This is a genomic window from Amphritea atlantica (assembly GCA_024397875.1).
GTDB classification, from domain to species: domain Bacteria; phylum Pseudomonadota; class Gammaproteobacteria; order Pseudomonadales; family Balneatricaceae; genus Amphritea; species Amphritea atlantica_B.
Window position 1 is genome coordinate 3558158 of sequence record CP073344.1, and the last position, 19804, is coordinate 3577961.

At 50.6% G+C, this 19804-nt stretch carries 18 protein-coding genes; 6 read left to right on the top strand and 12 right to left on the bottom strand.

Features of this window, described 5'->3' with window-relative positions; genetic code table 11:
• Positions 1 to 125: 125 nt before the first annotated feature.
• The 4 genes from KDX31_16465 to KDX31_16480 all read left to right on the top strand — a co-directional run bounded on the left by KDX31_16465 (position 126) and on the right by KDX31_16480 (position 2437).
• A complete protein-coding gene (locus KDX31_16465) occupies positions 126 to 935 on the top strand; it encodes a DUF945 domain-containing protein (GenBank protein ID UTW02906.1) in 810 nt (269 codons plus the stop codon).
• A gap of 21 nt (positions 936 to 956) precedes the next feature.
• Positions 957 to 1451: a DNA repair protein RadC gene (radC, locus tag KDX31_16470; GenBank protein ID UTW02907.1), complete on the top strand. Its 495-nt coding sequence runs from the start codon at positions 957 to 959 to the stop codon at positions 1449 to 1451.
• Positions 1452 to 1593: 142 nt separating this feature from the next.
• A complete protein-coding gene (locus KDX31_16475) occupies positions 1594 to 2154 on the top strand; it encodes a tyrosine-type recombinase/integrase (protein ID UTW02908.1) in 561 nt (186 codons plus the stop codon).
• A 52-nt stretch (positions 2155 to 2206) separates the two neighbouring features.
• A complete protein-coding gene (locus tag KDX31_16480; protein UTW02909.1) occupies positions 2207 to 2437 on the top strand; it encodes an AlpA family phage regulatory protein in 231 nt (76 codons plus the stop codon).
• 71 nt (positions 2438 to 2508) lie between these two features.
• Here KDX31_16480 and KDX31_16485 read toward each other — a convergent pair whose 3' ends face one another.
• On the bottom strand, positions 2509 to 3741 hold the full coding sequence (locus tag KDX31_16485; GenBank protein ID UTW02910.1) for a hypothetical protein: 1233 nt from the start codon (positions 3739 to 3741) through the stop codon (positions 2509 to 2511).
• A gap of 409 nt (positions 3742 to 4150) precedes the next feature.
• Here KDX31_16485 and KDX31_16490 point away from each other — a divergent pair.
• Positions 4151 to 5310 (top strand): IS3 family transposase gene (locus tag KDX31_16490; GenBank protein UTW02911.1). Its coding sequence is split into 2 segments (ribosomal slippage): positions 4151 to 4415 and positions 4415 to 5310, totalling 1161 coding nucleotides; the frame shifts between segments, so codons are not numbered across the junction.
• Positions 5311 to 5504: 194 nt separating this feature from the next.
• Here the strand turns inward: KDX31_16490 and KDX31_16495 are convergent.
• Positions 5505 to 6797: a tyrosine-type recombinase/integrase gene (locus tag KDX31_16495; GenBank protein ID UTW02912.1), complete on the bottom strand. Its 1293-nt coding sequence runs from the start codon at positions 6795 to 6797 to the stop codon at positions 5505 to 5507.
• 179 nt (positions 6798 to 6976) lie between these two features.
• Between KDX31_16495 and mutS the strand changes: the two genes are divergently transcribed.
• Entirely contained in the window at positions 6977 to 9568 is a 2592-nt protein-coding gene (gene mutS / locus KDX31_16500) for a DNA mismatch repair protein MutS (GenBank protein UTW02913.1), read from the top strand.
• 97 nt (positions 9569 to 9665) lie between these two features.
• On the opposite strand, the gene rpoS is transcribed toward mutS, so the two are convergent.
• From rpoS to tilS, 10 genes are all read right to left on the bottom strand, one after another.
• Positions 9666 to 10661 carry an RNA polymerase sigma factor RpoS gene (rpoS, locus tag KDX31_16505; GenBank protein ID UTW02914.1) on the bottom strand — a complete coding sequence of 332 codons (996 nt, stop codon included), beginning with the start codon at positions 10659 to 10661 and terminating at the stop codon, positions 9666 to 9668.
• Positions 10662 to 10731: 70 nt separating this feature from the next.
• Entirely contained in the window at positions 10732 to 11583 is an 852-nt protein-coding gene (locus KDX31_16510; protein UTW02915.1) for a peptidoglycan DD-metalloendopeptidase family protein, read from the bottom strand.
• A gap of 3 nt (positions 11584 to 11586) precedes the next feature.
• Complete coding sequence (locus tag KDX31_16515) at positions 11587 to 12525, bottom strand: DUF368 domain-containing protein (GenBank protein ID UTW02916.1); 939 nt, start codon at positions 12523 to 12525, stop codon at positions 11587 to 11589.
• Positions 12526 to 12550: 25 nt separating this feature from the next.
• The gene (locus KDX31_16520) at positions 12551 to 13189 is read right to left on the bottom strand and encodes a protein-L-isoaspartate(D-aspartate) O-methyltransferase (protein UTW05431.1); all 639 of its coding nucleotides are present in this window, start codon (positions 13187 to 13189) and stop codon (positions 12551 to 12553) included.
• A 26-nt stretch (positions 13190 to 13215) separates the two neighbouring features.
• Positions 13216 to 13965, bottom strand: a complete 750-nt coding sequence (gene surE, locus KDX31_16525; GenBank protein UTW02917.1) for a 5'/3'-nucleotidase SurE — start codon at positions 13963 to 13965, stop codon at positions 13216 to 13218.
• Positions 13965 to 15017 carry a tRNA pseudouridine(13) synthase TruD gene (locus tag KDX31_16530; protein ID UTW02918.1) on the bottom strand — a complete coding sequence of 351 codons (1053 nt, stop codon included), beginning with the start codon at positions 15015 to 15017 and terminating at the stop codon, positions 13965 to 13967. The genes surE and KDX31_16530 overlap by 1 nt, the downstream gene beginning before the upstream one ends.
• Positions 15018 to 15034: 17 nt before the next feature.
• The gene (gene ftsB / locus KDX31_16535) at positions 15035 to 15328 is read right to left on the bottom strand and encodes a cell division protein FtsB (GenBank protein ID UTW05432.1); all 294 of its coding nucleotides are present in this window, start codon (positions 15326 to 15328) and stop codon (positions 15035 to 15037) included.
• A 111-nt stretch (positions 15329 to 15439) separates the two neighbouring features.
• Positions 15440 to 16735 carry a phosphopyruvate hydratase gene (gene eno / locus KDX31_16540; GenBank protein ID UTW02919.1) on the bottom strand — a complete coding sequence of 432 codons (1296 nt, stop codon included), beginning with the start codon at positions 16733 to 16735 and terminating at the stop codon, positions 15440 to 15442.
• A gap of 30 nt (positions 16736 to 16765) precedes the next feature.
• Positions 16766 to 18397, bottom strand: a complete 1632-nt coding sequence (locus KDX31_16545) for a CTP synthase (protein ID UTW02920.1) — start codon at positions 18395 to 18397, stop codon at positions 16766 to 16768.
• 66 nt (positions 18398 to 18463) lie between these two features.
• Positions 18464 to 19783, bottom strand: coding sequence for a tRNA lysidine(34) synthetase TilS (gene tilS, locus KDX31_16550; protein ID UTW02921.1), 1320 nt, complete (start codon positions 19781 to 19783; stop codon positions 18464 to 18466).
• Between the last annotated feature and the right edge of the window lie 21 nt (positions 19784 to 19804).

Genomic DNA, 19804 nt, shown 5'->3' on the forward strand with positions numbered 1-19804 from the left:
TCAGCCCAACACCCGGCAATCAAACCGGATTCCACCAGCAACACTCCCTAAACCTTTACATCACAATCACCCTGCCGGGATAAGCAGCCCTGTGGGGCATGCCTGTGCAGGTCAGGAGGCTTTATATGAATACTTTATCCCACGATCAACTGTACCGTCAGGCACCCGCTATCTTTGCCCAGGCACCGGATCTGGCAGTATCAGACCGTTATGGTTTTGTACCCACCATCGAGGTGGTCAACGCTCTGCAAGCGGAAGGTTGGCACCCCGTAAGAGCACAGCAAACACGCGTTCGTAATCCCGAGCTCCGGGATACCACCCGCCACATGGTGCGCTTTCGTCAGGACCCTGATCGTCAGATCTTAGTCGGCGACAGCGTTGCCGAATTAGTACTGACCAACAGTCATAATCGCACAGCAGCCTATCAGCTAGACCTGGGGCTGTTCCGTTTGATCTGTAGTAACGGCATGGTCACCCCCGTTGGTGAGATGGGCGGCATCCGGGTAAGACATGGCAAACAGGTTGTCGATCAGATACTGGATGGTTCTATCGCCCTGATTGATGAAGTACCTAATCTAGCGGGCAGCGTCGAGCAGTTTCAGTCGATGCGACTAACACCGGAAGAGTCACGTCTATACGCTCAATCAGCCCTCACGCTGCGCTATGGCGAAGACTGGCGCGAGGTTAGTCCTGTTAAGCCTGATGCGCTGCTTCAGGCGCGACGTTCTGAAGACCGGGACCAAGACCTCTGGCGAGTCTTCAATCGTACTCAGGAAAACCTGCTGAAAGGCGGTATGTCTGGACGTTCCCGCAATGGGCGCAACACCCGCACTCGCGCTATCCGCTCTGTCACTGAAGATGTTCGGCTCAACCGGGCGCTGTGGCAGCTCACCGAACATTTTGCCCAACTTAAAGGTCAGTCCCAGGCAGCCTGAGACATCAAGGAGATTACAACAATGACAACACAGCTGATCGCCGGGGAACTCCCCGGCACCTATGTCGTACCTGACGCAGTCACCGATAGAGAGCTGATGCGACTAGCCAATATGCTGGCCCGTAGACGGCTTAAGCGTGGCCGCCCTCTGCTAAACCTTGAAGCCGTTATCAGTGCCCTGCAGACATTGCTGATGCATTACGAAAGAGAGGTGTTCGGCATGGTCTTACTGGATAACCGCCACCGGATTATCGAGTTCGTCGAACTCTTCATGGGCTCAATCAATTCAGCCAGCGTACACCCACGGGAGGTGGTGAAAAAAGCCCTGGCGCAAAATGCAGCAGCAGTCATCCTGGTTCACAACCACCCTTCCGGAGATCCTGAACCCAGCCAGGCTGATCGCGCAATCACCAATCGGCTGAACGAAGCCCTGAACATAGTGGAGGTGCGTCTACTGGATCATATCGTCGTTGGTCTGGAAGGAACCGTATCGTTTGCTGAACGTGGTCTGCTTTAGGTCTTTTATTTTCAAGGGAGCCATTCAGGTTCCCATTTTAGTCTTTTGGGAACTTGCAAACCCTTGCCACATGGGGCTTTGCGGTAAATTTCCTCTTCGAAGTTCTCAAAATAGTCATTTCACTCGAAAAAAGGAACACGCTATGGCAGAAGTCCAAGCGGTTAAAGATACGGATACCATCAAGTTGATTAGCCATCTTCTGGGGATTCGGCATAGTCAGCAGATGTCGGATATCTGGAATATTGGGATTAACTTGGCGTTACGTATCTCTGATCTACTTGCTATCAAGTATAGCGACATAGAAGAGGACCGATTGGTCCTCCGTGAACAAAAGACTGGCAAGCAGGCCAGTATTCAACTCAACCCTAAAGCATTACAAATAATTTGCCGCATCAAACGGGAACATCCTAATCACATTTATTTGTTTCAATCTTACAGAAACCAACAATCTGTTAACCGTGCACCTCGTCCAATTTCTCGGCGAGCCGTAAGTAAAGCCTTCGGATCGGTTGGAAAGGAGTTGAAGCTGATGCTTGGTACACACTCCATGCGAAAGACCCGTGGCTACCATCTCTATAAATCCACTAGTGATATTGCGAGAGTAATGAAAATGCTCAGGCATAGCTCTGAGGGCGTAACCCTTCGCTATATTGGTATTACTCAGGAGGAAGTGGACCGCGACTTTAAGGAGCTAGAGTTATGATTGTTTCGGAAGCCCCCCCGGTGCATTCAAGTTGCTGAACCTTAGGCAAGTGATGGGCATTACAGGTCTAGCCAGTTCCACGGTTTACAAGTATTGCGCTGAGAATAGCTTTCCTAGGCCAGTTAAGGGCAGGTTTTTATCAAATGGAGGCACAGTCTTCATTTTTTTGGGATTGTTGCAACCTAAGTTGCGTGTCCCTTTCCGTATACTTTGGTTTTTTACTAGACAGCTTCAGTTATCAGGTATCGACAGATCTACTCTGATTGCAGTCAGCCTTAGGTGAATATGCAAGGTACCTCAGTACTTATTCGATTTTGGATTGAGTGGCCTGCAATTGATTAATTTGTTGTGTGTTCAAGTTCCTGACCTGCTTGTTTCGTTCCGGTCGTTGTAATTGGGCTCATAATTGAATATGTAATTCTTGCTCATACCTGACTCATTGGCACCGTAGCAATGCAAAGTCAAAATTGGATGGAGTGATACAATCCAGATATGACTCCCGGTTAATCTCCACTTGGGAAATATGTGCTTTATTTGGTTCTTTATTGCTGTGGCTATCATTGCACTTAACAATACTGCAATCTGGATTAGAGTCTCCCGTTGCTTTGGTGTAATCGGGAAAAACTGAAGTTGCTGCTGAATCATGTCGTTAGTTTGAGCAGATTCGTTGTACATACCTGAGCTGTCCGTCGAAAGTAAAATTTGCACTGCAGCTTGCAGCAGCACTAGGTTTAAGTCGAAAAGTAAGTTTTTTTTCTCAAGCCTTTTCCACACGGTCCTGCCTGATTCTAAGGTTATCGCTTCAAGCAATGATTGACGGGCCATATCAGGGGCCGTGTGAAATGGATTACTTAGATGACGATCTATATCCGCCCAACGCATATTTGGATAATTCATGGGCTTCTTTCCAAGCTTGAGTGGGTCCAATGTACTCAATTGCTTTTCAAGCTCTTTATTCCGAGTAAAGAGCGATATTACTTTGGTTTCAAGGTATTGATAGCTAGAGAAAAGGAGCTTGATTCCTGATGAGCCTGCAGATAGTTCCGGTTGATGCGCCCAGATCGATTTTTTTGAATTGCTTTGTATTATGGGGCTAATGAGGCCTTTGGCTTCTAGCTTGAATAGATTCGGTGAAATGTTGTGACGAGGTATTCCTGTTAGCTTTGATAGCTTTACTTTATGAAGATCTGTTACAAAACCAAACTCTTCAGAAATCGCTAGTACAGCAATCATTAACATCCTCTGGCGTACTGTGATCTTTTTACCTGCGAAAGGCTTTTGACTTAATAGTAAGTTACGAAACGATGGATGCGAGAGTTCCTCATTGCACGAGGCATTAAGAATAGGGGTTAGGTCGTATTTAAATGAATTTGCCCCTAAGTTAGTTTTCATATTAATGAGAGTCAGTAAACGAGCTTTCCGAAGCTCTTCAATAGCCTTTTTGAAGGTCCTATCGCACAAGCCCAACCGATTTCCGATGCTCTTCACGCTCCCTTCGATACATGTATTGTTTTGCTCATAGGCCAAGTGGTTTAGGCCAATCCATACAAACCTGCTAGCGGTGGAAAGTCCTCTATTGAAAGACATATGAATTTTCTCTAACCATTCAAGAGGTAGACTATATGTAGAAATACAGTATGACAGAACAATGCCTTATGATATTTTTTTTAAGATGAATTATTGTTTAATATATTTGATTTAATATAGTCTAATATATTCAATAATGAAATCAGAGTGACGTCATGGCGCAGTCATGGATTAGACAGAATGATAGAATACAGGAGCTCTGGGCGAGACAGTATCTCCTAAAGAAGCGAGCAGGTATGACTCGTTCCAACGACGGTCTTTCTGCGTCAAGAGAGTGGAATGAGTCTGAATCTGCACTGGCGTTTTTGACAAGGCTGGAAAAGCAGACAGACTCTGAAGCATTGTAATGGTCTAATGACACCGGACACTTTAATGAGAGACTATAAACGTCAAACATTGAGGTGTAGGAATGGGACAGAAACGTAGTTACAAGCAATACCCGAAAGAGTTCAAAGAAGAAGCTGTTGCGCTGGTCATTGGCCAAGGTTACTCAGTGCCTGAAGCTGCTAAATCACTGGGTATTGCGGCCAATATGCTCTATCGCTGGAAACAGCAGTTTGAAGAGCAGCAACAAGGACAGACGCTGGCCGAGGATGAACGAGAAGAGCTAAAACGCCTGCGCAAAGAAAATAAAGAGCTGCGTATGGAGAAAGAGATTTTAAAAAAGGCTTCAGCCTTCTTCGCAAAAGAAATGAAGTAAAGTATCGCTTCGTTCAGCGCCAAGCCGCGATCTATCCAGTACGTGTTCTGTGCCGTGTAATGAGAGTGAGCAGCTCCGCATATTACAGCTGGTGTAAACGGCCAGCGAAGGTCATCAGCGCTGATACTCTGCACTTGTATCGCAGAGCCAAAGAGTTGTTTAGGGCTAGCCGAGAGAGCCTGGGCAGTCGAGAGCTGGCGAAAAAGCTACGTGAAGAAGGCTTTAGAATTGGACGTTATCGCACCCGCACACTCATGCGTAAACTGAAATTACAGGTTAAGCAGCGTACCGCTTACAAGGTAACGACTAAACGCAGACATAGCGATCAGGTGGCTGACAACCTGCTGAACCAGAATTTTAACCCGGTTGCTCCGAATGAGGTTTGGGCTGGCGATATCACGTATCTCAGAACTGCGGAGGGGTGGATGTATCTTGCGATCGTGATGGACTTGTACTCACGTCGTATTGTGGGCTGGCATATTGATAAGCGCATGAGTGCTGACCTGGTTTGCAGAGCGTTGATGAAAGCAGTTAATCTGCGTCAGCCGAAACAGGGCTTGGTCTTTCACAGTGACCGAGGTTCACAATATACCAGCAAACAGCACCGGCGCTTGCTGAAAAGCTACGGCCTCCGTTCATCTATGGGTGACGTTGGAGCCTGCTGGGATAATGCAGTCGTTGAGCGCTTCTTTGGTAGCTTAAAGCATGACTGGATACTGAAGGTTAACCAGCCAACGCGAGAGCATATGAGGCAGGATGTGGTTAAGTACATGAGATATTACAATCTGGAAAGGCTTCATACGGCGAACGGAAGTTTATCTCCGGTCAACTTTGAAAATTTACAAAAAAAGGTGTCCGGTTGGAGTTGACCAGTACATCTTGCAGAGAAATTAAAAGACGGACCTTGGATAGTTAAGTAATTAACACAAACTTTACACTTAATCGTAGACCTCATAACATTCACACCTTGACTACGGTAAACCGTACAGCCATCACACCTTAACGGCTTCCAAAGACCCTGCTGTGAGCCGGTAGCGCGTCGGCTAGCCCCGATTTTTACAAATTAAATTAAGCCATCTAAATGATCAGCCCATTTCTGCAACCACTCGCAGCACTCTGCTTCGTAACGATGAAGGTCATACGTTCCTTCTATCCCACCTCGAGCATGACCAAGTACTGCTTCAGCAATCTCATTAGGGCAACGCAAACGTGACAACCCAGTCCTAACCGTTCTGCGAAGGTCATGCGGCACCCACGGATCTATCTCCAACATTTTCCCATTTTTTCGCATGCGCCAAGCCTGCTCAGTCAACTGCTTTTGCTGGATTGGCAGCTTAGTCTTAGTGGAAGGGAACAGATATTTCTCAGTATTGAGGCGAAGAAAACGCAGGAATTCAACGGCCTGCTTTGGAAGCTGGACAGACCTTTCCGCACCCGTTTTAGACTCTCTAATATGAAAGGTTCCTTTTTCCATATCAATATCTTTCCATTCAGCAACGCAGACTTCTCCAGTCCGGCAGCCCGTCCATAATGTAAACCTAATGATATTTTTCTGTGTAGGGGTGTAAATTGATCCGGGCAACCATTCAAGAAGCTTCTTCAACTCCCGATCAGATAGCGCTCTTTTGCCCTTCTGGCTAGTTAGCTTGACCTTGGCCTGCCTTAGACTAGCTTTAGCAAGAAGTGCTGGGTTAGCAAAATCAGGCGGTAATCGACCAAGACCAATCGCGTACTCATAAGCAGCCGTTAATTCACGAAGCACATTTCCTGCTTGTACATTTGCTCCTCGATTGACTATACCCATGATGTGCTCCACTACCATCTGACGAGTTAACTCATTCGCTTCAAGTGAGCCAAACCCCCTTATTGGATCACTTTCCAGGGTACGTCGCGTTTCAGCCTGTCCCTTTGGCTTTCTAGCACCTAGAACAAGTTTGCCGTCGGGCGTCTTCCGGTCCTCGATATACTCTTCCAGATATAAATCGATCAATTTTTTTACACTAAAGCCTTGATGGGAGGCTTTTAGAGCCTCTTCATTTTTAACTGTGGCTTCAGCCTCTATTTGTTTCTTTTTCTCATTTGCAGGACACATCCCGGATAAACGGGCCTCCTTTAAAATTAAGAATTGGTTCCTTGCCTCAGCCAGAGACATCTCAGGGAATCTGCCGATATTCATTTGCACCAGTTTGCCCGTTAAAGGGCTTCGATATCTATAGTAGAAAGATGTCCTTCCTGATTTACCACGACTAACTCTCAATCCTCGGTATTCACCAATATCAGATCGATCTGGGCTTCCAGGTTTCATATTTTCAACTGTTTTTGAAGTGAGCGGTTTGCTACCCTGATGCGTTGTCATTGCATTGTCTCCAAGCCTAACTCTATAGCCAGTATAGGTTTTATGATAGCACTACAAAGCAACCAGAAAAACCTATACTAAAACCTATACTTATTTTTGCGCTGCAATGGAACCTCATGGAATACAATGAAACAAATAAAGTCGATACATACAGAAAATACATTATACTTCAGTGACTTATGAAAAATATAAGTAAAGAAAATCAATCCATTGAGAACAAACACACACCAATGATGCAACAGTATCTTAAGATCAAGGCTGAACACCCTGATCAACTGGTGTTCTATCGCATGGGCGATTTCTACGAGTTGTTTTTTGATGATGCTAAGAAAGCCTCGCAACTACTGGATATCTCGCTAACGGCAAGAGGCAAGTCTGCTGGCGATCCAATACCGATGGCAGGAATCCCTTACCACTCGGCAGACGGTTATATTGCAAAAATTGTACGCGCAGGCGAGTCGGTAGCGATCTGTGAGCAGGTGGGCGATCCTGCCACCAGCAAGGGACCGGTCGAGCGTAAAGTGATGCGTATCGTTACGCCGGGGACATTGAGTGACGAAGCGCTGCTGGATGAACGCCGGGACAGTCTGCTGATCGCGGTGAACACCGACCTGCAACGCTACGGTATCGCGATTGTGGATATCAGTACCGGTCGCTTCAGTTTACTTGAGGTGACGGGCGAAGAAGCGCTGCACGGTGAACTTGAGCGGATAAAACCGGCTGAAATTCTGTTCAATGATGGTCACAATCTGGCTCAGTCTCTGCAATCTTACAAAGGCCTGCGTCCTCAGGCTCCCTGGAATTTTGAACGGGAAACCGCTGAACGCTTGTTATGTCAGCAATTCCAGACCAAGGACCTGACAGGGTTTGGCTGTGATCACCTGCCGGTGGCTCTGGGTGCCGCGGGCTGCCTGCTGCAATACGCGAAAGACACTCAGCGAACCGCACTACCTCATATTCGCCGCCTGCTGCTGGAACAGCGGGATGAAAGCGTTATCCTGGATGCCGCCACCCGCAAGAATCTGGAGATCGATATCAATCTGGCGGGCGGGCGTGAAAATACCCTGGCCTCGGTAATTGATAAAACCGCAACACCGATGGGCAGTCGCATGCTCAGACGCTGGCTGAACCGGCCGCTGCGTTGTCGCAATACGCTGCAATCCCGCCAGGCTGCACTGCAATGGCTGATCACTGACTACCGTTTTGAACAGTTATCGCCTCCACTGAAACAGATTGGCGATATCGAACGGGTGTTAGCCCGGGTTGCCCTGCGTTCCGCCCGTCCCCGCGACCTTGAACGACTAAAGAACGCTTTTCAGGTTCTGCCTGAGGTTCAGGCGCTTCTGGCAGCGACACAACCGGCCCTGCTCAAAACGCTGACGGAAACCGCCGGCACCTTCCCTGATCTTTGCGACCTGCTGAACCGGGCAGTCACAGAAAATCCACCGGTGGTTATCCGTGATGGTGGCGTCATCGCCACCGGTTACGATGCCGAGCTGGACGAGTTGCGGGGCCTGAGTGAAAACGCCGGTGACTATCTGGTACAGCTGGAAACCCGTGAACGGGAACGCACCGGTATCCCAACACTTAAAGTAGGCTACAACCGGGTGCACGGCTATTTTATCGAGATAGGTAAAGCACAGAAGGCAGAGGTCCCTGCCGACTATATCCGTCGCCAGACACTCAAAAATGCAGAACGCTACATAACCCCGGAGCTGAAAGAGTTTGAAGATAAAGCCCTGAGCGCTAAAAGCCGGGCATTAGGCCGTGAAAAAGCGCTGTATGAAGCGCTGGTTGAGACCCTTGCAGAGCAGCTCGCCCAACTGCAGGACAGCGCGGCGGCGCTGGCTGAACTGGATGTCCTGTGCAACCTTGCAGAACGTGCCGACAGCCTGGATTATGTGGTTCCAACACTGACGGATGAACCGCAGGTTCAGATTACCGGCGGCCGCCACCCGGTGGTTGAGGATGTACTCGACGATCCTTTTGTCGCCAACAGCCTGAATCTCTCCCCTGAACGGCAGATGCTGATTATTACCGGCCCCAATATGGGTGGTAAATCCACCTATATGCGTCAGGCTGCGCTGATAACACTGCTGGCTCATATTGGCAGCTATGTCCCGGCTCAGAGCGCAACTATCGGTCTGGTTGACCGGATATTTACCCGCATGGGATCGTCAGATGATCTGGCCGGAGGCCGTTCGACCTTCATGGTGGAGATGACGGAAACCGCCAATATTCTGCACAACGCAACCGAACAAAGTCTGGTACTGATGGATGAAGTCGGCCGCGGCACCAGCACCTTCGATGGATTATCTCTGGCCTGGTCTGCGGCGGAATACCTGGCAAATGAAGTTAAGGCGATGACCCTGTTTGCCACCCACTATTTTGAGCTGACCGTGCTACCGGAGCTCTGTCAGGGGGTATTCAATGTTCATCTGACCGCGATTGAGCATCAGGATCATATTGTCTTTATGCATGAAGTTCAGGAGGGCCCGGCGAGTCAGAGTTATGGCTTACAGGTGGCCCAACTGGCGGGAGTGCCCGGCAATGTGATCAGCCGTGCCCGCCAGAAACTGATTCAACTCGAGGAGGATGCAGGTCAGACTGAGCAGCGTCGCCAGCCGCCACCGGTTCAGGATGACCTGTTTGTTGCGCCACGTCCCCACCCTGCCCTGGTGCAGCTTCAGGCGCTTGAACCTGACAACCTGAGCCCCCGGGAAGCACTGGAGCTTATCTATAGTCTGAAAAAAGCAGCTGAGCGTAACTGATTCAGAGAGCCGCCCCTCTGAAAGCGCAGAGATCCGCGAATTTTAGCGATAAAAAAACCGGGTGTTTAACAACCCGGTTTTTTTATCTCTCAAGCGCTCAGCCTTTCAGCAGATCTTCGCCACTCAGACCATTTCGCTCCACGATCTCACGCAGCTTACGCAGTGCTTCAACCTGTATCTGTCGCACCCGTTCACGGGTCAGGCCGATCTCTTTACCCACTTCTTCCAGTGTGCTCATCTCATAGCCTCTGAGTCCGAAGCGGCGGGACAGAACCTCAGCATGCTTTTCCGGCAACATTCCCAGCCAGCCTTCCAGATTGCCGCTGATATTGGATTTCTGCAGCAGAGTCTCCGGATCCGATGACTCTTCATCCGCGATCGTATCCAGCAACATCTTATCTGAATCTTTACCGACCGGAACATCGATGGAACTAACCCGTTCATTCAGGCCGAACATCTTCTCAACATTTTCAACAGGCTTATCAACTGCCGTGGCAATCTCTTCCACTGTTGGTTCATGGTCAAGCTTCTGGGCCAGCTCACGGGCGGCACGCAGATAGACATTCAGTTCTTTAACCACATGGATCGGCAACCGGATAGTACGGGTCTGATTCATGATCGCCCGCTCTATGGTTTGTCTGATCCACCAGGTCGCATAGGTTGAGAAACGAAAGCCCCGCTCCGGATCAAACTTTTCGACCGCCCGGATCAGACCAAGATTACCCTCTTCAATCAGATCCAGTAGCGTCAGCCCCCGGTTGATATAACGGCGGGCAATTTTAACCACCAGCCGCAGATTACTTTCAATCATCCGCTTGCGTGATGCTTCATCGCCTTTCAGAGCTCGGCGGGAGAAGTACACCTCCTCCTCAGCCGTCAGCAGCGGTGAGAAACCAATCTCATTAAGGTATAACTGTGTTGCATCCAGTGTTTTGGCATTCAGCAGGTCATTATGGGCCATACTGCCCTTACCTCGCCCACTGTTCAGAAACTCTGGCTCGTCGTTAGCAACTTCGTCAGGACCCGGACTGGTGTTGTCCATATCACTGGAAACCGCATCCAGCTCCTGATCACTATTTTCAACATTTACCATTGCATTATTCCCGAGTAACCTTTTTTATAGCTTTTTAGCAGTTACTACATAGTGATAATCATTTAAGTATTTATCTTTTCCGCGGCAGATACACCATAGGATCCACAGGCTGTCCATCCCTGCGAATCTCAAAATGCAGCATTGTTCTAGAGGCTCCACTATTACCAATTTCGGCAATTTTGTCACCTGTTTTTACCTTATCATTTTCTTTCACAAGAATGCGACTGTTATGCGCATAAGCACTCAGATATTTGTGGTTATGATGAATTATGACAAGGTTACCGTAACCCAACAGACCACTCCCGGCATACACCACCCTGCCCGACTCAGCCGCAAACACAGGCTCGCCTTTATTACCGGAAAAGTTGATCCCTTTATTCACTTTTCCCTGTTTACTAAAATGGCCAATAACCTTACCTGACGCGGGCCAGCGCCAGCTCAGTGTGCGATCAGCCACCGGCTCGACACGTTTTTTCACAACGGCTGGGGCTGACACGGGAGGCGAAACACCCGGTTTAGTCGGAGCAGGTTTGACCGACGATGCGGGTTTAACCGAAGCTGAAGATTGGGAAGGCCGGGTAACGGCGACACTCCGCTGCGCGCCTTTATTAGCACGAGGTGTCTCCTTAAGCTCCAGAAGCTGGCCGGGGAATATCTCGTAACGATCGCTGATACCATTGCTATGAGCCAGTTGCCTGAAATCCAGCCCATAACGAAATGCTATTGAATAGAGGGTGTCACCCCGACGTACCCGATACTGACCGGGGCGAGCCTGACTGCTGACCACCTTAACCGGGTGGCGGCCACTGATAGAGCGCTCATCAACCGGGGTGTACAGACTGGTTGAGCTGCAGGCAGACAGTATCAGCACAACGGCAAACAATGCCGGAGCTGAGATAAAATCTGCAACTGCTCTCACCATAATCTATTCCTTAGCGGCCTGATAACGCTCCATCACCACAACCAATAGGATACCAATCAGGGTTAACCCAATCGCCCAGAACATAAAGGCTGACTGGCCAGTAATGCTTTCAAAGTTCCAGGGGAGGATGTTGTCCTGCAGCAACGGCACCTGTTCTCCATGCCGGTTAATAGTATAAGAAAGCGTGTACTTCCAGGGCCATACTTTGTTCAGGGAACCGAGCATAAAACCTGCAAGTAACGCCAGTGTCACCTGACGATGGTGACTGAACATCCAGCTAAGCAACCGGGAAAAGCTCATAATACCGACGATACAGCCAACCACAAACAGACCAATAAGCTGCAAATCAGCCCCTTTGACCGCCGCCAGAATATGGGCATACATCCCCAGCAACAACAAAATAAAGCTACCCGAGATGCCGGGTAAGATCATCGCACAGATCGCAACGGCGCCAGATATAAACACCATCAGCGCAGTGGGTTCAACATTGACGGGCGCAATACTGGTAATGGTATAGGCGATAATTGAGCCGATGATAAAACTGGATATCAGGTTCATATTCCACTTTTCAACATGACTCATCACCAGCCACACCGATGCCAGAATCAGACCAAAAAAGAACGCCCACAACAGAATCGGATAATTGGTCAGCAGAAACAACACCGCCCCGGCAATAGTGGCAATACTGGTGACAATTCCGGCCAACAACACCAACAGAAAGCTGCCATTAACCTGTTTCCAGAAAGCCACGGGGCCCTCCTGAAACAACACTCTGACCGCTCCCAGATTAAAGCCCTTGATGGTATTGATCAGCTCTTCATAGATACCGGTAATAAAAGCGATAGTGCCGCCAGACACGCCGGGAACCACATCCGCGGCCCCCATCATAATTCCTTTCAAAAAAAGCCCCACAAACTGCCGGGGTGTTCGCTTTGTATTCATTCAATATCCCGTTACATTAATCAGTTCAGCGTATCGTTCCGCTTAACAGGGGCACAAACCTAACCCCTTCAAGTACCGTTGTCTGATACTCTGTTTCTGTGACCCGAACAACCAGCTTAAGTTGCTGATTATGCGTGCCACCGACCGGAATCACTAAGCGGCCGCCCACGGCCAGCTGCGCTAACAGCTCAGATGGAACATCCTCTGGCGCCGCCGTCACCATAATGCCATCAAAGGGCCCCCGGTCAGCCCATCCCATGCCGCCATCGCAGTGTCTTAGGGAGACATTGCGAATTTTAAGCAACGAAAAACGCTGTCGGGCTTTTTCCTGTAACGGCTTAATCCGCTCGACACTGAACACTTTATCAACCAACTGCGCCAGGACAGTCGTCTGATAACCCGACCCGGTTCCCACCTCGAGTACTTTTTCCAGCGGACCACCCGCCAGCAGTATTTCTGTCATTCGCGCCACAATATAGGGCTGCGAGATGGTCTGATTAAACCCGATCGGCAGTGCAGTATCTTCATACGCCCGATGCGACAGCGCCTCATCGATAAAAATGTGACGTGGCGTATTGCCCATAACATCCAGCACCTGCTGATCGGTGATTCCCTGCTCTTTCAGCCGCTGCACCAGCCTGCCGCGGGTTCTCTGGGAGGTCATCCCAATACCCTGCAACTGCAACTTATTCACTCTGAATCCTCAAGCCAGTTACTAAGATTATCCATTCCGGAGTACTGCGTCATATCGATATTCAGCGGGGTTATTGAAACATAACCAGACTTAACCGCAAAAAAATCAGTGCCCGGACCGCAGTCAGCCGCCACGCCAGCACCGGCAATCCAGAAACGCTGTGTGCCCCGCGGATCGATTGATTCGACCGGGCTATCAGCCACCACCCGATGACCCAGACGGGTTACATGGATCCCTTTTAACTGATCCAGAGGCAGATCCGGTACGTTAACATTCAACACGGTTCGGGGAGCCAGCACCAGTCCACGGATATCCCGGATCAACTGACGCACGACTTCCGCAGCGGTGTCATAGTGAACCGGGGCACTGCCCGCCAATGATACTGCGATCGGAGGCAGATGCAGATGACGCCCCTCCATCGCCGCGGCAACCGTGCCTGAATAGAGCACATCATCGCCCAGATTGGAGCCACAGTTAATGCCCGAGATCACCATATCAGGGGGTTCATGGTAGATCCCGCCAATACCCAGATGAACACAGTCGGTTGGCGTACCATTGATACCGATAAAACCATTCTGATGATGGTGCGCCTCAAGAGGGCGATCCAGTGTCAGTGAGTTGCTGGCGCCACTGCGGTTACGATCCGGAGCCACTACTGCCAGCTCAGAATCTTTGGCCAGAATTCGCGCCAGCGCTTCCAGCCCCGGCGCGTACACACCATCATCGTTAGATAGTAATAATCTCATCACTCAGACTCCGGTTCCTGCTGCGCTGAAGCCGATGACACCTGCGCCAGCTCCCGGAGCACACTGGTGGCAAAGCTGCCTGCGGGCAGATTAAAGGCAAGCACAAACTGATCTTCGGTTTCCTGTTCAATGGTCAGATCAGCCGGTATCAGTCGGGTTGAGCGACGTTCCTGATTCAGGCCCAGCCGCTCCAGCCCTTCCAGCTGCTCTTGCCAGGGTTTTAACTGGTCAGCTTCCCACGCGGCCGCTTCCTCAGTACAGATTGAGCGCCCCCGGCCCCACATCGCCGCCGTCAGGTGCAACTCCCCCGATTGCAGACGCGTCAGAATAGTGTCATCCGCGGCATCAAACGGAAAACAACTCTGGCTGCCATTGATCATCATGACATCTCCAGGCATCGGCTGACTAAAAAGCGACTGACCGATGCGCTGCGAAACCAGCTGATTAAACATATAGGAGCGCACGGCTGAAATATAAAGCCCTTTCTTGTGCCGCTGCCGCTCTTTCAGTTTACCGGCAATCAACAGAGAGCCTTTATGTAAATTCCCCTGATGGTGCCCGAAGCGCTGTTCACCGAAATAGTTGGGGACCCCGGCAACAATCTGCTGTGCACGACTCAGCAACGCCGCCGGCTCAGTCACCTGGCGCAGGCGGATCTGAAACCGGTTGCCGTTCAGACTGCCCAGTCTGAGCTTGCGGGTATGCTTAACCGCTTTGAGCACTTTGATGGTATCGGTTTCAAACAGTGACCAGGTCAGGGGAGAGCGACCCGGCAGATGCACACTGAACCACTGTTCGGTCACCGCATGACGATCTTTCTTACCGGCGTAGCCAACCTCTTTCGGGCTTACCTGACAAAAGTGTGCCAGCTGTCGGGCTACCCAGTCAGTATTTTCACCGGTTTTGCGGATATAGAGAAAGACATGATCGCCGCTGCCTTCAGGCTCAAAAGAGAGATCTTCAGTGACCCTGAAATCATCGGCTTCGGTCCGGATAACCGCACGACTGGCTGGCTCACCGTAGAGATAGTTTAACTCGATTGGAAAGTTCATTAACGCTAGGGCTTCCGTTACTGACCGGTATCGGCCGGTGGTTTACCTGGCAACGCCGGTACAAGCTGAAAGAAAGATTCACCCTCTTTCACCATTCCCAGCTGATTTCGGGCCCGCTCTTCCAGTGCTTCCAGTCCCTGCTTAAGGTCTTTGACCTCAGCATCTAACTGATGGTTTCGATTCACCAGAAGGTCATTTTCGGCCCGTTGCCGCTCAATCTCCTGCTGTAATGCCTGCACTTCAACCAGATTTGCTTCGCCAAACCACAGCCGGTACTGCAGCCCGATCAGACAGATCAGCAGCAACAACATAATCGAACGAAATAAACTCAGACGAAACACAATCCGACAGCACTCTTACTCTTTATATAGTCAAAAAAGGGGGCGTTAAGCCCCCTTAGTATTTCACAGATCAGTTAAAAATTAACCCTGACCCTTAATTTCTGCCAGACCGTTATACACAGCGCCTGCGCCCAGCTCTTCTTCAATGCGCAGCAGACGGTTGTACTTGGCAACACGATCCGAACGACACAGTGAACCGGTCTTTATCTGACCCGCAGCAGTACCCACGGCCAGATCGGCGATGGTGGTATCTTCTGTCTCGCCTGAACGGTGCGAAATAACCACCGTGAAGCCAGCATCTTTCGCCATTTTGATCGCATCCAGCGTCTCAGAAAGCGAACCGATCTGGTTAAATTTGATCAGGATGGAGTTACCAATGCTCTGCTCGATACCACGGCTGAGGATCTTGGTATTGGTTACAAACAGGTCGTCACCTACCAGTTGAACCTTATCACCGATCTTCTTCGTCAGATACGCCCAGCCATCCCAGTCGGATTCATCCAGACCATCTTCAATAGAGACGATCGGGTAGTTTTCGGTCAGCTCAGCCAGATAATCACTGAAGCCCTCGGCATCGAACACTTTACCTTCACCGGACAGATCATACTGACCGTTTTTATAAAATTCAGACGCAGCACAGTCCAGCGCCAGAGTGACATCTTTACCCAGCTCATATCCGGCATTAGAGATCGCCTCTTTGATCACCACCAGTGCCTCTTCGTTAGACGCCAGGTTAGGTGCAAAACCACCCTCATCACCCACCGCTGTACTCAGGCCACGGGCTTTCAAAACCGCTTTCAGGGAGTGGAATATCTCGGCACCACAGCGCAGGCCGTCGGAGAAGCGGGTGAAGTTCACCGGCTGAACCATGAATTCCTGGATATCAACGTTGTTGTCTGCATGCTCGCCGCCATTAAGGATATTCATCATCGGCACAGGCAGAGAATACTGCCCGGCAGTACCATTGATGTCAGCAATATGTGCGTATAACGGGATCCCTTTAACCATAGCCGCCGCTTTAGCTGCAGCCAGAGACACCGCCAGAATAGCGTTAGCACCCAGATTTTCTTTATTCTCGGTTCCGTCCAGTTCCAGCATTCTGTTATCCAGAGCGCGCTGATCGGTCACATCCATGCCAATCAGAGCATCACGAATCACACCGTTAACGGCGGCAACGGCCTTCAGTACGCCCTTTCCCAGATAACGACTTTTATCACCATCCCGAAGCTCAAGGGCTTCACGGGAACCGGTAGACGCACCGGATGGTGCACAGGCAGAACCGATTACACCGGATGCCAGAATAACATCGGCTTCAACGGTGGGGTTACCACGGGAATCGAGAACTTCACGGGCTTTAATGTCAGCAATCTGTGCCATGGGTAAAACTCCAAAAATTATAGGTATTCTTTATTTCTCAAGGCCCTGGTAGGTCAGAGCCGCCTCAATGAAGCCACTGAACAAACCGTGACCATCGCGGGGAGTTGAAGTAAATTCGGGGTGGAACTGGCAGGCCACAAACCACGGGTGATCCGGCGCTTCCACGACTTCAACAAGTTCGCCATCAACAGAACGGCCCGAAATGATCAGGCCCGCTTCTTCCAGCTGAGAGACATAATTGTTATTCACTTCATAGCGATGGCGGTGGCGTTCTTTAATCTCAGTTGACCCGTAGGCCTGATGAGCTTTAGTGCCCTCTTTCAGGTTACAGACCTGCGCTCCAAGACGCATGGTGCCACCCAGATCATCCGTATAACCCCGAATCTCTCTGGCGCCCTCTTCAGTCATCCACTCGGTAATCAGGCCAACCAGCGGTGAAGCCGCATTGGCATCGAACTCTGTACTACTGGCATCGGCAATGCCGGCAACGTGGCGGGCATACTCGATAACCGCCAGCTGCATACCCAGACAGATACCCAGATAGGGTACTTTGTTTTCCCGGGCATACTTTACTGCGGCAATTTTACCCTCAACACCGCGCTCACCAAAGCCGCCGGGCACCAGGACTGCCGATACATCTTTCAGCAGATCAATACCATCACGCTCGATCTGCTCGGAGTCGATGTACTTGATATTGACTTTAGTACGCAACCCGATGCCGGCATGGGAGATCGCCTCAATCAGCGACTTATAGGCATCCAGCAGTTCCATATACTTGCCAACCATCGCAATAGTCACTTCACGATGAGGATTCAGCTTGGCGTCGGAAACCCGGTCCCACTCGGTCAGATCGGCAGGAGGACATTCCAGGTTGAACTGTTCGATTACAATCTGATCCAGTTTCTGCTCGCTGAGCATTCTCGGAATCTTGTAGATACAGTCGGCATCCGGCAAAGAGATCACCGCACGCTCCTCAACGTTAGTAAACAGGGAAAGTTTACGGCGGGAGGATACTGGCAGGGCAAAGTCAGAACGGCACACCAGAATGTCTGGCTGAATACCGATTGAACGCAGCTCTTTTACCGAATGCTGGGAAGGCTTGGTCTTAATCTCACCGGCAGTGGCGATATAAGGTACCAGTGTCAGGTGCATAAACATCGCCCGGCGGGCACCCAGTTCAACTTTCAGCTGACGAACCGCTTCCATAAATGGCAGCGACTCAATATCACCTACGGTTCCACCGATCTCTACCAATGCAATATCAGCATCACCGGCACCTTCAAGTACCCGGCGTTTGATTTCATCGGTAATATGCGGAATAACCTGAACCGTTCCGCCCAGATAATCGCCACGACGCTCTTTACGCAATACATGCTGGTATACACGACCGGCGGTAAAGTTGTTACGCTTGGACATTGTGGTACGGATGAAGCGCTCGTAATGACCCAAATCCAGGTCGGTTTCAGCGCCATCTTCGGTAACAAATACCTCACCGTGCTGGATTGGACTCATTGTCCCCGGATCAACGTTTATGTACGGATCCAGTTTCAGCATGGTTACTTTCAGCCCCCGGGCTTCAAGGATTGCTGCAAGTGATGCGGATGCGATGCCTTTCCCCAATGAGGAAACAACACCGCCTGTGACGAAAATATATCGCGTCATGAGGAACCTGTATCTGGTCGTGAAAAGTGAGTCGAGCTGTTCCGAAAACAGCTACTAGAGATGGGGCTACAGGGTATCAGAATCGCCCCGCGCAGACAATGCAGTTGGCAGCCATTTCAGCGTAAAACCGCTGCCTTTTTTATCACTTTGCCAGCCTTCGCAGATGCAGATCCCCGGCAACGCCACAATCTCATCACCGACCACACACACCGGCCATGAACTTCTCTGCCAGGCAGGGATGTTATGTTCCTGAAATAACTTCTTCAGACTGCATGATCCGCCCCGCCCAACCGGCTTACAGCGATCCCCGTCATAACGATTCCGCAGTGTCACTCCGGTGAGGGACTTTAATCCGGCATGGTCTGCACCACCAACCACCTCTAAACGTCCCTGAGCAGTCTGTTCCCCCGGTTCAGTGAGCGGCCGGTTGCCCCACTCTATCGTCGTCTGCTGCGGCTGCAATACCAGCGTCCCCCGATAGCGACGCAGCTGAAGATCCCCAAGCTGAACAACCGGCTGCCGGTCATCCGCAGCAGCGATCAGTTTTACTACGCTCTGAATATGCCGCTCACCGATGGACTGTCCGGCCTTAAGACACCAGTAACGCAGCAGATTGGCGCGGCGCGGCGCACTCAGTGCCATCAGGGCGCTACAATCCAGTCCGGCGCCGGTCCTGACCTGCTGTAAATCAATTTCAGCAAGATCTGTATGGAGCTGCTCAGCCTCCCGTAGATACCCGGCGGTGTCGGACCAGCGGCGGGAAAACCCAGGCCAGCGTGCCTGCAGCAGGGGCAGCACCTTATGTCGGAGATAGTTGCGGTCATAACTCAGATCGGCATTACTGGGATCGTCAATCCACTGCAGCTGTTCTGCCCGGGCCCAGTCCTGCAATCCCTGCCGGGTAATGCTCAGCAACGGCCGGTATAACTCAGCCTGCCCCAGCATCCGGCTGTCAGGCATCCCTGCAAGCCCACGAACACCAGTCCCCCGCAGCAAACGAAATAGCATAGTCTCGGCCTGATCATCCAGATGATGGGCCAGCAGCAAACAATCACCGGGCTGTAGCAACTCTTCAAATACCTGGTAGCGAGCTTGACGGGCGGCCTGCTCCAGGCTGGCGCCGGCAGCGACAACAACTTTATGACTAACAAAGGGAAGGTTAAGAGAACCGGCCAGGCGACCACAAAAGTCACTCCAGTGTGCCGACTGAGGCTGTAACTGATGATCAATATTAACTACCAGCAACTGCCCGGCAGGCAGGGACCTGGCTGCCAGGTGAAGCAGTACTACCGAATCCAACCCGCCACTCAGACCAATCACCCAGCGGGTTACCCTGTCGGCCCGGCTTTTAAGCTTCTGATTGAAGTAAGACTGAAGATCTTTCATAAGGATTATCTATAGCCGCCT